The sequence below is a fragment of the Sphingomonas aracearum genome, from assembly GCF_003345355.1.
Classification (GTDB): Bacteria; Pseudomonadota; Alphaproteobacteria; order Sphingomonadales; family Sphingomonadaceae; genus Sphingomonas; species Sphingomonas aracearum.
Genome location: NZ_QQNB01000006.1, coordinates 45,274 through 59,929, shown reverse-complemented (window position 1 = coordinate 59,929; position 14,656 = coordinate 45,274). Strand labels below are relative to the sequence as shown.

17 protein-coding genes are annotated in these 14,656 nt (G+C 65.2%); 1 reads left to right on the top strand and 16 read right to left on the bottom strand.

Annotated features, from left to right (window positions below):
* Window positions 1-92: 92 nt before the first annotated feature.
* From DVW87_RS17505 to DVW87_RS17445, 14 genes are all read right to left on the bottom strand, one after another.
* Window positions 93-728 (bottom strand): hypothetical protein, encoded by a 636-nt coding sequence (locus DVW87_RS17505; protein ID WP_114689056.1) that lies wholly within the window; start codon window positions 726-728, stop codon window positions 93-95.
* A 1-nt stretch (window position 729) separates the two neighbouring features.
* Window positions 730-900, bottom strand: a complete 171-nt coding sequence (locus tag DVW87_RS17500) for a hypothetical protein (protein ID WP_225883565.1) — start codon at window positions 898-900, stop codon at window positions 730-732.
* A 491-nt stretch (window positions 901-1,391) separates the two neighbouring features.
* Window positions 1,392-1,946, bottom strand: a complete 555-nt coding sequence (locus DVW87_RS17495; protein WP_114689054.1) for a hypothetical protein — start codon at window positions 1,944-1,946, stop codon at window positions 1,392-1,394.
* 255 nt (window positions 1,947-2,201) lie between these two features.
* Window positions 2,202-2,624: a hypothetical protein gene (locus DVW87_RS17490; protein ID WP_020486653.1), complete on the bottom strand. Its 423-nt coding sequence runs from the start codon at window positions 2,622-2,624 to the stop codon at window positions 2,202-2,204.
* On the bottom strand, window positions 2,621-3,904 hold the full coding sequence (locus DVW87_RS17485) for a Fic family protein (protein WP_239017992.1): 1,284 nt from the start codon (window positions 3,902-3,904) through the stop codon (window positions 2,621-2,623). The genes DVW87_RS17490 and DVW87_RS17485 overlap by 4 nt, the downstream gene beginning before the upstream one ends.
* Before the next feature lie 155 nt (window positions 3,905-4,059).
* Entirely contained in the window at window positions 4,060-7,053 is a 2,994-nt protein-coding gene (gene mobF / locus DVW87_RS17480) for a MobF family relaxase (RefSeq protein WP_114689053.1), read from the bottom strand.
* Complete coding sequence (locus DVW87_RS17475) at window positions 7,050-7,862, bottom strand: hypothetical protein (RefSeq protein ID WP_114689052.1); 813 nt, start codon at window positions 7,860-7,862, stop codon at window positions 7,050-7,052. The genes mobF and DVW87_RS17475 overlap by 4 nt, the downstream gene beginning before the upstream one ends.
* Window positions 7,859-8,176: a hypothetical protein gene (locus tag DVW87_RS17470; RefSeq protein WP_114689051.1), complete on the bottom strand. Its 318-nt coding sequence runs from the start codon at window positions 8,174-8,176 to the stop codon at window positions 7,859-7,861. The genes DVW87_RS17475 and DVW87_RS17470 overlap by 4 nt, the downstream gene beginning before the upstream one ends.
* Before the next feature lie 334 nt (window positions 8,177-8,510).
* Window positions 8,511-8,894 carry a hypothetical protein gene (locus DVW87_RS17465; RefSeq protein ID WP_114689050.1) on the bottom strand — a complete coding sequence of 128 codons (384 nt, stop codon included), beginning with the start codon at window positions 8,892-8,894 and terminating at the stop codon, window positions 8,511-8,513.
* Entirely contained in the window at window positions 8,891-9,466 is a 576-nt protein-coding gene (locus tag DVW87_RS17890; RefSeq protein WP_147276302.1) for a hypothetical protein, read from the bottom strand. The genes DVW87_RS17465 and DVW87_RS17890 overlap by 4 nt, the downstream gene beginning before the upstream one ends.
* Window positions 9,463-9,858: a hypothetical protein gene (locus DVW87_RS17455; RefSeq protein ID WP_114689048.1), complete on the bottom strand. Its 396-nt coding sequence runs from the start codon at window positions 9,856-9,858 to the stop codon at window positions 9,463-9,465. Before DVW87_RS17455 ends, DVW87_RS17890 begins: the two co-directional genes overlap by 4 nt.
* A 52-nt stretch (window positions 9,859-9,910) precedes the next feature.
* Window positions 9,911-10,747 carry a hypothetical protein gene (locus DVW87_RS17450; protein ID WP_147276301.1) on the bottom strand — a complete coding sequence of 279 codons (837 nt, stop codon included), beginning with the start codon at window positions 10,745-10,747 and terminating at the stop codon, window positions 9,911-9,913.
* A 281-nt stretch (window positions 10,748-11,028) separates the two neighbouring features.
* The gene (locus tag DVW87_RS17885; protein WP_147276300.1) at window positions 11,029-11,331 is read right to left on the bottom strand and encodes a protealysin inhibitor emfourin; all 303 of its coding nucleotides are present in this window, start codon (window positions 11,329-11,331) and stop codon (window positions 11,029-11,031) included.
* Window positions 11,328-11,906 carry a hypothetical protein gene (locus DVW87_RS17445; protein WP_114689046.1) on the bottom strand — a complete coding sequence of 193 codons (579 nt, stop codon included), beginning with the start codon at window positions 11,904-11,906 and terminating at the stop codon, window positions 11,328-11,330. The genes DVW87_RS17885 and DVW87_RS17445 overlap by 4 nt, the downstream gene beginning before the upstream one ends.
* Before the next feature lie 64 nt (window positions 11,907-11,970).
* On the opposite strand from DVW87_RS17445, the gene DVW87_RS17440 reads away from it, so the two are divergent.
* The gene (locus tag DVW87_RS17440; protein ID WP_066652225.1) at window positions 11,971-12,252 is read left to right on the top strand and encodes a helix-turn-helix domain-containing protein; all 282 of its coding nucleotides are present in this window, start codon (window positions 11,971-11,973) and stop codon (window positions 12,250-12,252) included.
* A gap of 566 nt (window positions 12,253-12,818) precedes the next feature.
* Here the strand turns inward: DVW87_RS17440 and DVW87_RS17435 are convergent.
* Both DVW87_RS17435 and DVW87_RS17430 read right to left on the bottom strand, forming a co-directional pair.
* The gene (locus tag DVW87_RS17435) at window positions 12,819-13,028 is read right to left on the bottom strand and encodes a hypothetical protein (protein ID WP_114689045.1); all 210 of its coding nucleotides are present in this window, start codon (window positions 13,026-13,028) and stop codon (window positions 12,819-12,821) included.
* 402 nt (window positions 13,029-13,430) lie between these two features.
* Entirely contained in the window at window positions 13,431-14,621 is a 1,191-nt protein-coding gene (locus tag DVW87_RS17430) for a replication initiator protein A (protein ID WP_114689044.1), read from the bottom strand.
* Between the last annotated feature and the right edge of the window lie 35 nt (window positions 14,622-14,656).

The window sequence follows — 14,656 nt, the reverse complement described above, 5'->3', positions numbered from 1 at the left end:
CCCGCTGCTACCAGCCGTGTGTCATTTCTATTTGGGGCAGAATGTGTCTTTTCTAATCAGCGGGAACAGAGCGTAACGGCTTTTGAGGTGTCTTACGCCGCCCCGATCGCGGCCGGCGCTTCGATCAGCCATCGCCCGACGACCCGCTCGAAATCGACATACGGAATCCGATCTGGGTGGAACTCTAGCACGGCCGCCAGATCGGGCAAGTCGGCCAGAACCGCCTCATAGACGCGCTGCGCGCGGTCGGCGCTCGGCAGCTCGCGACGCGACACGTTGGCAAGCCAATCACGCGCCTCGCGAAGTGCTCGAGTCGGGTCGCCGCCATGCTCATGGATGTCCATGCCGGCCAGATCGGAGATGAAACGCTGGTAGCGGAACTGCTCCACGTCGAGGATCAGGACACGCTTGGCCTTCTGATGTTTGCCGCCGTAGCGCTTGGCGCCAAGGAACAGCCCGAGTTCCAACGGCATGTTGAAGCGCGGCAGGTTGTTGCCCGCGTCCAGCTCGGTGCGTGACAGGTCATGGATGCCGTAGCGGCACTGCTCGATCAGCGCGAAGATCTTGTCGATCCGGGTTTGGCCACCCTCATCCAGCTCGCGCGCCGAGCGCGGGCGAAAGCCGCAGACGAGGGTCGCAAAGATCAGTGCCCGGAACGTCGGCGCGAAGGCATCGTCGAATGGGCAATTGATGAAGACGTCGTCTGTCGACGTCTGGACGGCCGGCAAGCTACTTCTTCTTGGCCAGAACGCTCTTCACTGCCGCGGCAATACGCTGGTCGGAGACGGTCGCCTTCTTGGTCGCCACCGGCGCCAGAACGTAACGGCCCGTCGCTGCGCTACGCCCGAGCACGCCGGGCTTGCTGCCCTTGGTGGTGATCGTATCGGACCGGGTAGCCATGACAGTGATATGCGCCTCCCCTTTCCGCCGCGCAAGCGGCGTCGATGGCACCGGCCCGACTAGCGCCATCGTTCCCGTCGCGACGTCGAAGCTGAGTGCATCGGCAAAGGGTCGGAGCACCTCGCTTGGACTTACTTAGGTGATCGGCAGGCTGACTTCGCCGACGCTCAGACCGCTCGTCACCAAGGCCGAGCATTGCCCCGGTTCTCGGATCGCGCACGACTCCCCCGCTGATCCCGTCCAGCGCCACCGAGCTGATCCGTAACAGCCTGATCTCGCCGCGCTGGATGGTTGAGATCACAGCGCTTCTTAAATCATAAGCAGGGGCCGCCGAGAGCGTACACTCGAGCGGCTTCTGGACTGGCAAGCAATTCCTGCCGGCGGGTCTCGCGACAGTAAGCCTAGCTCACGGGCAAGCTCAAGAGCGTCAAATTGCCATGCGACCCTGATCCAGCAGACTGGGGGTTGTCATGACCAGCGCGGATTTAGCTCTACGCCTTGCCTAGTGCGCGCATCGTATCGGGCAATAACGTGTACACCGCCTCGCGCCGGGCGCCTCGATTGTGGTGATCTACTCGCCAGCCCTCATAGTGGCGCCGGACCAGCCCTGCCCGGACCAGCTCGGACACCGCCCGGCTGACATTACACCGGCCGGAGCGGCGCACCCGCTCCAGCACCACTTGGTCCACCAGTCGTGACGCTGCGTCAGGGTCTCCTGGCAGCTGCTCCTGCCCTGCCAGTTCCACCCTCACCTGCTCGGCCAGCGCTGCCCGCTTATGATCGCGGGCTGCCATGGGAGCGAGGGAGTCGCACAACCAGTCGCGCAGCCGAACGGCCTGCCCCTGCCGGAGGACGTAGGGTCCTGCCTTGCCCCCCTGCCCTGCCGCGCGCGCGATCAGGTTCAAGACCATGAAGGCGTAGCGCGGCCGGGTCGACACCTGCGCGATAACATCGATGATCGACGGCAGACCCTCGACTAAGGGCGTCTGGGACGAAATCTTCGGCGGGGCCACCGGGGATGCGGAGAACAAGTCACCTTGAATCATGGGAACAGGAGAAGCACGAAACGGGAATCGTGTGAATCCCTTCCGGTTCGGCCGGCGGCGTTTCTGTCGGCTGCGACACTTTGCCGCTGGGCAAAGTGTCACGATTGGCATTTCCAAACTATCTACTTGTGGGCGTCCACACTCCTGATCGGCCTACACGCAATCAGTACCCGTTTTCGCTCGACCGGAAGCCATTCGGCTGCGCGCGGTCCGCCGTTCTGTCGTGGAGCGGCAGCCCGAACTCTACGCCAAGCGCTAACTGTCGTCGGCCCTCTCGCCGGTGTCCGCGGCGTCCGGTTCCAACCGCCTCCACGACCATCCCGCTACCGCGAGCGCTCTGTCGATCCAAGTGGCAACGTGCCCTGGCTCGCCGCTGCAATACCAGGTGAGATAGTCTCCCTCCTCGCGCACCCAGGACACCACCTCGCCGGCCCGCCTGAAGCCGTAGGAGACGTCCATGCCATCTGGACCGGACCAACGAATGTTGGCGAGCGCACACCAGAGGTCGACAGCGCACGCGCCATCCGCTCTCACCCGTTCGCCGAGAACACGGTCGAGGATGATCTCGAATGCCTTGTAGGGTCGGTAAACACGGCTGCTGGGCTGACCCTGAAAGTCGTTGCGGCTGAAGAACGGGAAGGTTGCCTCCGTCGAGTTGATCCGCATCATCGCGGTCACGACACCTTACCATTGGCCGCCCCGTGTCGCACCGCTGATGATTCCAGCGGCTGACGCAAGCCGCTACGCGCTTCTGGGAACAGTCCCGGCATCCAGCGCCCCGCCAGCGTGGCAGGAAAGGCGATCTGCAGGGGCGCCCGGGAACTGTCGGCCGTCAGCACGCCGAGACTCGTCAGCGCGGAGGTAACCCGGCGCGCTTGGCGTTCGCCAGTGCCGACGATACTCTCTACCTCGCCGCGCGGGAGCTCGCCTCGGTACAGCGCTGCGTCAATTACCTGGATGGCCTTGGCCGGCAGCCTTCCCCCGTCCGTCTCTTCGGCCGCCCAGCGCCGGATGCGACTGCGCAGCTGGTCGGGCTCGACCAAGCCGGCCATGAAGTCGACTTGGTCGATGCAGGTCTTCAAGAAGAAGGTCGTGAAGCTCGCCAGCTCCTCCTCGCTTAGCGAGCCCCGCCCATCAAGGTCGTTGCGGCGGGGTAGGTCGCAGGCGGCAAGGTGCCGCTTATAGGCCTGCACGTTGCGGCCGAGGCCGCGCGCGATGGACCACACGCCGCCCGTGTCGAGCGCGTCGAGCAGCATGGCGTGCGACATGAGGCGGGCGACCCGCCCGTTGCCGTCGAGAAAAGGGTGAATCCAGGCGAACCGGTGATGCGCGGCCGCGAGAGATACGATGGCGTCCGTCGCGCCGCGCTTCTGATACGCCCAGGCGAAGTGCTCGAGAAAGCGCGGCACCGCCCCGGGGCTGATCGCAATGTGCTGCCCGACCCGGACATCGCGGGTCCGCAGGGCACCGGGCTCGACCAGAACGCGCTCGCCGCCCTCGACCGGCTCAATCCAGAGCATCGACTGAGGCAAATGCTCGCAGAAGCGCCGATGGACCTCACGTAGGCCCTCCACGCTCGTCGCCCGGCCCGCCAGCCCTCCCGCGTCGATCCAGCCCTGGACCGCGACGTGCGCAGTCGCTTCCAACTGGAGGTCGCGCTTGGCCGGGTCGGCGCTGAAGTCGTTCTTCAAGGCGCGCTCTATGTCGACGGGATGCGTGTCGTGTCCCTCGATCAGGTTGCTGTAGTAGCAGTTCATCGCCCGAACGAGGTCGGCGAGCCCCGTCCGCATGGCGGGCGGCAGGCTGCTGCGAAACGCGGCAGATTTGGCGGTCAGCTCGAGTGCGAGATCGACGGCGTCACGGTACCGTGACCCGCCCTCCCCTATCTTCATGGGCTGCATGGCACCGATACCCTCGCCCCGGTCGGCGACCGCCTGGAAGTCCGGTTCGTTGGCCATATCCTGCAGCCTCTGAAACACCTGCTTACCTCACTGACGATGTTCTATGTACGTAATTCCGGTCCGCTACAATGTCCGGTTGGGGGGCCGACATTTCTAGTTTGCATCGAGGGGATCAAAGCTGATTCGCCGCCCTGTAATCGCAACGCAGACCTTCACATGTCGAAGTCGTAATCGTGGTCGATCTCGATTTCCGGCTCCTTCACCAGCTCTCTGACCGAAGTCGGTGCCTGCCGAACAGCCTCCGCCACCGGCTTGGCAGGCTCGCTGCCGATGGATCGGAGGGCGGCACTCATCGCCTCCAGTTGGCGGCGATCGCTCGCGCCAGGATCGTCTAGTCGGGGCAGCTCGCCCGTGGCCGGATCGAATCGCTCCCTACCGGACAACGAGAGCTCGGGTGCCACATCGCTCGCGTGCGGAACGTCGCCCCGATGCGTTTCGATCGCGATGGCGAGCGCTTTCTTGTCGTCGGTGTGCAGCGACACGTCTTCGCGCGCGCGGGTCTGGAGCACGTAGTAGAGGCTTTCGCTGTTGAGCAACCTGTCGCGGCTGTCCATGACCGTGATCGCCCGGTCGACCGTAACTCCCTGCGCGCGATGTATGTTGAGCACGGCGCCATGGCCCAGCCGCTCGCGCATCGGGTCGTCAGGCCCGATCACATGATTCCGGTCACGGCCGGAGAGGTGGAGCGTGTCGCCATCGATCGCAGTAAGGGTCACTGCGGCACCATTAGACATCCCGCGCTTCAGGTCGCTGGCCGTGAAGACCAGGCGGTCACCCTCGCGGACGTCGATCTCGCCGGGAACGGAGAGCGCGGCCCCCTCCCCTCCCGATCGGAGGCTCCTGGGGTCGAACAGCTGCGCGCGGCCTTCACGAGCGAGCTCGAGCATGCCGCTCGCCCGATCGATCAAGCCAACCTCATAGGAGCCTGGCACAAGCCCGGCCTGATGGCGGTAGATGTCGAGCCGCATGCCTTCCGCCCAATGTCGGACCTGGCGCAGCTCCTCACGGGTCAGGTTCAGCGTGTCCCAGCTGCGCAGACTCAAAGCGTCAGCGCCCAGCTTGCCTTGCGCCAGCAGCTCGGCCCTGACCGTTTCCAGTACAGCCTCGCGCAGCACGTGCCCCGAAGTAAGCAAGGCGGTGCGGTCGCGTTCCTCGGGCGAAAGCTTCAGATACTCGACGACGGCCGCTCCCGCCGGATGGGGGCTCTGCTGGACCTTGTCCCCGAGCCGTTCGAAGGCGGCAGCGACCCTGCCCTCGCGTGCCAGGGAGGCGGCGTCACGGAGCACATCGGTCTGTTGGCGCCGGTTCTCGGTAAGCCGCACCGTAGGAGCGCCCGCCTCCTGCAGCAGCGCGAACGGCCGCCCGGCCTCTACCGCGGGTATCTGCTTCACGTCGCCGACCAGCACCAGCTTGGCGGCCTCGCCGTTCCGGGCGACCTCGAACAACCCGGCAAGCTGACGCGAGGACACCATGGACGCTTCCTCCATCACCACGACCTTGCCCTTCATCAGCGCCGACAGCTGCTCGTTCGGCTTGGCCGGGCCGGTCCGGCTGCCGTGCTCCTTCAGCACGGATGCGAGCGAGCGCACCTCCAGCCCCCGTCCGGTCAGGTCATCCATCAACTTGTTCTGCGGGACCAGCACCAGCATCCCCGCACCTACTTCCGCGCCAACCTCCCGTACCAGTTCGAAGAGGAACGATTTGCCGGTACCGGCATCGCCTTGGACGACCTGGATGCGGTTGGCACCGGACAGCATGGCGTGCGCCGCAACGCGCTGTTCAGCGGATAGCTTGACCTCGCGCCGGTTGGCCGCGCGATCGAGTGCGCTGTCGACCGAAGCGGCATCGAGGATGGGTGTCCCCTGCCCCACCCCGCCATGCGCGGCCGCAACCAGCGCCTTTTCCGTCGCCAGCATATCGCGGGTCGTGAGCCGGTCTGCGTGCAGGCTGCCGCGCGGCCCGGAGATGATGACACCCGCCTCGCGCAGCCGCTCGATGCGCGCCTCGATACCGCGCACCGTGGCACCCTTCTCTGCCATATCTAGGCTGCTCTTCAGCAGGTCCGAATAGGTGAAGCTTGCTTCGCGTTCGCCGAGGTGCCGGACACCAGCCGCCACCGCATAGCCGCTCGCCAGTTCGGCGCTCCGGCGCACCGCATCCGTGCCGTGGAGCAGCGGTTCTGGTCGTGGTCCGAAGGCATGGGTGATGCGCTCGAGCAATGCTGTACCCCAGGCACGCACGGCATCGAGTATGGACCGCGGCCGCTCGATCCCGCGCGCGGCGTCCACGACGGCTGAGATGGCGGCACCATGGACCTCGGCCTTCTCGGCCCACATGGCGCGGGCAACCGTGGCATCGCCCGCCTGTTTGGCGTCGCGGGTACTGACCGCGATGGTTTCCATCGCCTTCGGGCCGGAGGCGCCGAGCTCCGCCGCCCGGCTGAGGATCTGCTCGCGCCGGGCGCTGAACGCATCGATGGCGGCACGCGGGATGCCGCTGATCTCGAATTGGCCGTGCTTGCCGGTGATCTCGGTCCGATAGCCAAGCTGCTCCAACCGGGCACGGAAGTCGGCATGGAAGACGGCGCCGATGGTGCTCGAGTGCTTCCATAGCGCCGGATTGTGGAGGGCGACCCAGCGGCCGTCACCGCGTTGCGCGGCGTTCGCCACGACGACATGGGCATGTGCCTGCGGATCGAGCTTCCGGCTCAGGTCATGGTGGAAGATCGCGTAGACCAGGCGACCGGGTTCGATCACCGCGCCGCCCTTGCCCGACCGCACCTCCCCGAACCGCTCCTCCGCCCACGTCATGGTGTTCCGGATCGCTTCCGCAAACGCCGGCATGACACGCTCATCGCGGCCGATCATGGCAACCAGCGATACCGACTTCGGCGCGCTGAACGTCAGCTCGAACCCCGGCGCTCGCTCGCCATTGCCCCCTCTCGCGATGACCGTCCCATTGGGTAGTTTGCCGTCCAGCACCTCGGCGAATGTTCCGGCATCCACGGAACCGGACAGACCGAGTTCCTCGGCCCCTCCCCCGCCCCATTCGGACGGCCCCTCCTGCTCGCCGGTGTAGTAGTTATCGGCCGCGTAATAGCTCGCCGCATCCCCGCCTCCCGCAATCGAGTTTGGGCGAACGGTCACGGCGTCGTGTCGAGCAAGGGCGGGAACATAATGCGGCAGGGGAACGAGGCTTTGGCCCGCTTGGACCTGTCGACGCAGGATGCGTACCGCTGGCGGAATGGCTCATCGTAGAGGAGGCCCCTGGTCTCCGCCATCAGCAATCCCCTGGCCCGTCCATCGCCCGCCAGCGTCCATGCTGCCCGGGCCGGATCGGTTTCGCCGACGAGCCGCGTCGCGAGCCAACGAGTTGGTGGCGTGTCCGGTGTCAGAAGCCCGACGAGAAGAAGCAGCGCGATGCCAGATCCTGCACCCACAGCTAGTTTTCCACGCGTGCCCGACTGCCGCTTTTCGATCCGATCGAGCTGCTCTCCCACGGCTTTCGCCTGCTTCTCTACGCTCTCCGTCACAGCGCGGACCGAGGCGGCGAGAGTGCCCTGCGCTTCCTTGAAGATGACCGTGAAGTCGGTCTGGAACTTGGCGATCATGTCGCGGAGATGTCCGGTCCCACCGGTCTTCTGGATGGTGTCCTTGATCGCGTCGAAACCCGCGTTCAAAGCGCCGGGCAGATCCCTCGTTTGCTGGGCGATCAGGGCCGATACGCGGCGGGTGACTTCACCGATCTGGGCGGTCTGTTCCTCCATGCGATCGGCATGGCGGCGCTCGCGTTGCTGCCGCAGCGACAGGGCCGCTTGGGCCTCTCTGTCGAACATGGTGGTGACCGCCTGTTCGACGAGATCACGGATGGGAATGTTGCGCCGTTTGGACTCGGTGTCCAAGCGGCTGTGGACGTCACTGGAAACGTCGATCCGCCTGCGGCCAGCATCGGTCATCGCCGCAGCATCCCGCGCGCTTCGGCCAGCATCCGGGCTGCCAGGTCGGTCCGGCGCTGCCGCATCTCAGCCAGTCCCTTCTTGCTCTCCGGGCCGCGCCCGACCTGCGCCTCCGCGACGACCTCCAGGCCGGCACGGACCTTGGTCAGTTGGTCGAGCAGGATCTCGTCGAGCGGCAGCAGCTCGTCCTCGAGTGAGCGCACCAGCGTGTCCGCCACCCAGGCGCTGCGCGTCTTGCCGACCTGGCCCGCGCGGCGCTCGATGCCGGCGAGCTGGTCGGGTTGCAGGTACACCGTGATCGGTACGCGCGCCATGCGGACCCCCTTTCTACCCCGGTAGCGAGTGTGCATTGCCCATGATGGGCGCGCAAGGAGGAAGTGCAGAGCAGAGCAAGGGAAAACTGCACGTTTCCGCGCCTTAACTGCTCTGTGGACCACAATGGACCGGCCGGTCCGAGCGCAGTATCCGCATGGGACCAACCCGTGCAAACGACGCGAATCTACCCTTTTCCGCACCCCGTCAGGGTGCATCGGGTGTGCCCCTACCCGTACTGTTTAGGAAGCTGATCGCCGGAATCATGTGGTTCATCCGGGCGCATACCGGTTTCCGGCGGGGCACCTGGGCCGGCGTATGAGCCGGCCAGCCGACTCAGTCTTGCCCCGCCTGGCGCAGGCTTGCCTGTATGGCTTCGAACGCCTCCTCGCTCAGCGTTTCAGGCGTCAGCACCAGTCGGTCCCGCATGGCCCGGCGCGTCAGCCGGATGAGCAAGGCAAGCTCCGACGCCTCGAACGGATCGTTGATCGCCAGCTCGCGTGACCGCTCGCCGGCGGTTATGGTGAGGTGGAAGATGCGGGCATCAGGCGCCGGCAGTGCCGGCTCAGCTCGCGTGAAGAAGTTGATCGACTCTGCATGGGCGAGGAGGTTGGACCAGTCCTCCGGCGCGATCTCGTCGAGCGTGCGGCCCTCCTCATGGTAAAGGGTTCCATGCGGGGTGAACCACCCCGAAATGCCGAGCGTAATGGCGTCCGTCATGAGCCCGGTCCCTCCCCGTTCTCGATCCGGCTTTGATGCGTGTGCCGGTCGTGTTCAGCACCGGTCGAGGGGTCAGGATGACGCTGCTTCGCAGCGCCTCCCGGGTCGCTTGCGAGCGTGTCGATCGCATGCTGAAGACGGGCCGCAGCAAGGAAGAGTCCTGCCCGGTCGAGCAACGCCAGCGCCATGCGCATCAGCGCCAATGCCGTCCTGGTATAGTGGTGCTCGACATCGCCTTTGGACGGGCCGTGATCCGGGATGGCGGGAGGTCGATGGACATTCGCAGCGCCATCCTGTTCCGCGATCGGTCTGAGCTCGGGATGCGGCATAAGGTTGCGCCGAATCTCCTGGTCGGCGCCGGGCCCATACCAGCCAGCACACCGGTCCTCTTCCGAGAACCGATGCCACGCCATGAACGCGACATCCTCACTGATCGCGATGCCATCATCAGCCAGGACAGCCACGATCCGAAGCACGTCATCGCGGTAGTCGACACGCATCCGCTGCTCCCATTCCAGCGGCTTCAGAACCGCTTGGTAGCGTAGCCGTTCGTTCCCGGGTCGATGGGTCATTCGCCCTCTCGCGTGCCGCTTATTTCTGCGGAAATCCCGCGCCGCTCACGCTGCTCGTTGCGGGTCGCGTAGCGGTCGGACCTGACACCCACAATGTCCGACCCGGTGCCATGTCCAGCGGTCACGAGAGCGGCCCGGATAAGCTCGCCTACATTATGCGATCCGGCCTTCGCTTCGAGGCTTGCGAGCATGGGGTAAGGCAGGTCCAACATGACCCGGATCATCCAATCCCCCGCCTCGGTTTTGGTCGGGTCACCACCGTGTCCGGGATCGCTCCACTTGGTGCCGGCAAAGAGCAGCCGCAGGTCGGTAGCAGGGTCGGCCGACGCATAGGGCGGGTACTCCCGGGAGGGCAAAGGCTTCGGATTGAAGTCGCTCAGGTCAAGGGTCATGGCGGGTCTCCGTTGCGGGTTAAACCGTATGCAATTCGAGCGGATCGGCTCCTCAGAGTCCGTAGGTGCAAGGCGTAGAGAAGGTCGGCGCCAGCGTGTCGCGCCGCGACCAGAAGGTGGACTGGCCGTTGGGCGTCAGCGTGGTCGGAGGTACCGCGATCTCAACCATTGGCCCGCGGATCTGGATCACGGTGCCGCAGTTGGTGACGGTCCCGATCGCGAGGTCACGCCGGAACGCCTCGCGGCGCTTCTGCTCGGCCTCGCGGTCGGCGACATAGCTGTCCTGAGCGCGTTGGAACCAAGCCGCCGACCGTATCTGATCGGGGCGGTAGGCGTAGACCGCAGTACGGGTCGGGATCATCGACACGTGGCTTATCAGCCGGCTGCCGAGGTCGCCCTTGGTCGCGACTTCGGTCGTGTCGTAGGTGATTGCGACGAAGCCGCCGAGCACCTGGTCCGGCCCGCGCGAGCAAACCGCCGAGATGCCGGACCAGAAGTGCTTGAACTCGCCCCGGGGCGGCAGCCTGCGGCCGAGCGCGCGGTCGCGGAAGCTGCGCGCTGCGTCCCCGTCTTCGGGCTCGATCCGACCGCCCTTGGCGACGCATTCATGCGCGAAGGCGTCACGGGCGCGTACGGCCGTCGCCGAGCCGTCGGCGGTGATCTTCTCGGCGAAGAAGCGGTAGCCGATGATCTCCTCGGCGTCGTCGAGCAGCGGGAAGACCTGCGGCGACGGGCGGGTGCGCAGCGACCCGCTGGTCTTCATGTCGGTGTCACCGCCGATGGTGCTGAGGAAGTCGGCGACGCCGGGTGGCTGCTGTGCCATGGCCGGCATGCCCGCCAGAGCCACTGTGAGCGCCGCGAAGGCCTGAAACGCACCCTGCCCTGCCATGACCGCCTCCTCGTCGTCTGGAGGCGTTCTCCGGCCCGTGAGCCGGGTGTTAGCAACCCTGCATAGCACAAGGCGCCGCCACCTTTAGGCGGAGCCCTGGACATGCGTGACGGCCACCCGGCCAACACCTAATTGCTGACCGGCTGCTATGTCTTGAGGTTGCTACGCCTCACCGCCGGGACTGACCGGGCGGCGAACGGACGCTATCACGTCGGGAGCGCCGAGCAAATGCGAAGCGTGGTGTCTCGGCCTGCCCGACAGGCAGCGGCGCACGGTTCGGATCAGCTGCGCCAGCTCCGGTGCTTCGAACGGCTCGGGACGGTCAGCACCCGTGAGTGGTCGGCATGCACGAGACGTATGCTGTACGTGCGCGCGTCAGGGCGGACAGGCGCAGTCCCATTCGGAACCGGGCGGGTGAAGAAGTCACTCGCCTCGGCCGCGGTGAGCAGCTCGGCGACCAGTGTCGGGTCGAGATCGGCGAAGTGGCGAACTCGCTCGCCAGCCCGGCCGGGAAAGTGCGCGATCCCGCCGGAGATCGTAAGGCCGACCAGATCTCCAACCGTTTCCGGCTTAGAGCCGGTCACGCAGGCGCCCTGCCCTGCCTAGCGGCACGCCGCTCACGAGCACGACGGCGTCGTTCCTCGTCGCGCGCGACCTGAGCGGCGTCGATCACCGGTGCTTCGACAAGGCGAAACCCTTCCGCTCGCCGTGCAGCTTCCCTTCGTCGAGCTCGCTCTGCCTGAACCTCGAATCTCAGATCGGAGCGGGTGACCACGTAATCCAACTCGTGCTCATGCTGCCTGATCAGCGCGGCCAGCGCATGGACGGTCACCTCGTGGCCCACGGCCGAATCTAAAGCTTGTAGCCAGCGAGGTGACGCGTAGCGGTGACGTTGGACCCAAACATCGCGGCCGAGTTCCAGGCCTACTACCAGCGCCCATGCAACCGCATAGAGGCGGCTCGCTACCACAGGCGTCGTTCCGGTCACCTTGTCGACGACGGTGAGCGCGATCAGCCCGGCCCAGAAGGTTAGGATGCTGACCACCGGACACGGGTAGGTCCGGCTGACCTCCAGGCGAGCGACGAAGCGATCCAGCACCGGTATGGAAGCTTCCCTGTCCGCCGATGCACACTTTTCAGCAATTCGGTCGTCTTCCATCGGATCACGCTCGCAAAAAGCTAGACGCATGATATACGCTTTACGTATACTAGGCAAATGGTAGATGCCTGGTATGCGTTCTCCTGCTTCGTCTGACCTGCATTGTCGCATCGTGCACCTGCTCACAAAGGCACGCCGTGATGCCAAGCTGCGGCAGGTCGATCTCGCTGGGCGGCTAAGTTGGCAACAGGCCTACGTGTCGCGGTACGAAACCGGCGAGCGCCTGCTTGGCGTTGACGAGTATGTTGCCGTGGCATTGGCTATCGGGGTCGATCCGGTCATGTTGTTGAAGCAAGCTCTCGAGATTTCAGTTGGTAAGAGGGTTGACGAGCGACCAACTGAATAGCCGGCATCCGCTTGGTAGGTCGTGCCGGTGCGATCGACGAGGAGCGAGGCATGGACATGGTTCGTCGCAGACGCCGACATTACCCCACCCGTCCTTCGTCACCGCGTCACTGCACTGACTGGGGCCTGGATCGATCGAGCAAGTCGCTGCCCGGTCCTGACGATTTACGCTAGCGCACGGCACTGTGGACGAAATGCGACGCTAGAGCCTGCCTTTCTGAATCTCCAAAATTCAAAGAAAAGTATCTCGCGGGGTTAGAGGGTTCAATGAGAGGTTAAGAGGTTAGGGGTGCCGCTGTAACTGCTCAAGTCAGCGACTTTCCACGATTCGCTTTCGAAGGTGCGTTCCCGGAGTATCGTTGCGGCGTTCCTGAAGGATCGATGCTCGCGTTCCCGATGTATCGCTTCGCCGTTCCGGGAGTGTCGATTAGCGTTCCCGGAGTATCGATGATCGACGGACGGGTGGGAAATGAGCACTCTCATTGAATCAGTTTGCGATGGCGTTGCGCCGGCGACGTTCAAATTGTCCGAATCTGCGGTGCGCCACGATGCCGTAGGAAGAATCAGTCACTCGCCACGCGATACATCCGGAACGCTATCGTCCTTGCGGATAATCTCGATGCCCGTGGAACGCGGCTTTTGCGGGACCAGTCTGCTGCAATGGACGTCGACCTCTTGCCGCTCTTCGGATCCCTCCACGACGCGGCAACAGCTCTCGCTCACCAGGGTCGGTTCGGCGCCCTGCAAATCCAGGCTGTAGCGGAAACCACCGTACATTTCGGACTCCGGGAACTATCGATCCCCGAAGGTCTCTAGCATGGGTGCCAGTCGTAGCAGGCGGAGTCCGCTTTTCGCCTCCAGATCGCCGACGCGGCCACGGATGACGGCGTGAAAGTTCGCGCAGGCTCCGCCAAGCGCCCCGCGTGATCAGAGCCATCGCCACGGATGACGGTCCACCGCCATGCGCCACCTGATGCAGCGGCGCGAAGCCGGATGTGCTACCCGGCCGCGTAGTGTTGGCGAGCGCGGGCATTGCCCGGACCTTTACAACAATCGTCGTCCAGTTGTAGCTCCGTGCCGCGTCTGCCAAAGGATCGCGTTGCTGCTCGATGTTCGGACACAGAACCCCGCGCTGGCGACGCCGTCCTATTCGGTGGCCACGAATCGCAGGTGATCTCTCTACCGCAGCGTATGCCGATTCTTAGCATCAAAGCGCCGCACGTAGCCGATGAAGGCGTTCTGATAGCTCACCGGGGTCCGGCCTGCGTCCGCCTCTATCCAGGTGCGGAAGTCAGCGTGGAGTGTCTGATAGTCCCAGCCGGGGCATTCGGCGCGCAGCGTTGCCAGAGTCGCGTCGGTGATCTCGCCGAAGGTGGCGCGGCCCGACAGGCTCTTCACGCTGCGGCGGATCAGGGCGGCGGCATCGACGCCGGGCTCGGCCGTCGGCCCAAGAGCGGGATCGGGCTTCGGGGCGGGGGAGGGTGCCTTGCCAGTCTTCGCTGCCTTGGCTGACGGCGCCGCCTTCGTCTCGCCTTCGCTTCGCCGGCGCATCCGCAACGCGGGCTCGCGCTTGCCATCGGGCTGCTCTATCGTCAGCGCATAGCCGGGCAGTTCGTCGCGCTCGGCGATCTTGGCGATCTCGAACTTGAAGCGGCGATACTGGCCCTCGGCGCCCGACTTCTCGAACAGCGTCGGCATCGAGATGGCGAAGCCCGCCTCGCCGGCGCCGCCCGCATGCTTGCGCGCGACCTTGTACAGCCAGCGCTCGCGCCCGCCGGTGATGTCGAAATAGGCGCGGTCGATCGACAGCACGCCGCCGGTCATCATCACGCCTTCCCAGAACCAGTTCGACAATTCGATTGTCATGCCACGCGAGCGCTCGGTCTTCTCGTCGACCAGCTGCGTCCAGCCGTCGAGCCAGCTGAACGTCGCCTCGCGGCGGTTCTCGGCACGGATATTTGTCTTGACCGTGGTCGACACCAGCCGGTCGAGCGCCTGGCCGAGCAGCTCATAGGCGCGACCCGTCGGCTGCCGCCCAATCGCGCGCAGCAGGTCGTAGGGCATCAGGTGGAGCTTGCGCGGCACGTCGTTAACGCCGCGGCGCGCCATGTCGGCGAGCATCGAGGCACAGTAGATCAGGATGTCCGCGTCCCAGATCGTCGCCATGCCGTAGTCGGGATTGGCCGAGACGTGGACCCACAGCTTGCCGTCCGGTGATCGGTAGTCGATCGGCTTCACACGCTTCGACTTTGCGAGGCTGAAGAAAGGCCGCTCCATCATTTCGCGCTGGTCGCGCAGCGGCAAGTCGGCAAGATAGGGGAGGAACAGCTCGAACTGCTCGGACACGGCCTCCCGGCGCGCGCGGGTCATGCGATGTTTCCCCGGGGAAACATCGACCAGCGGTT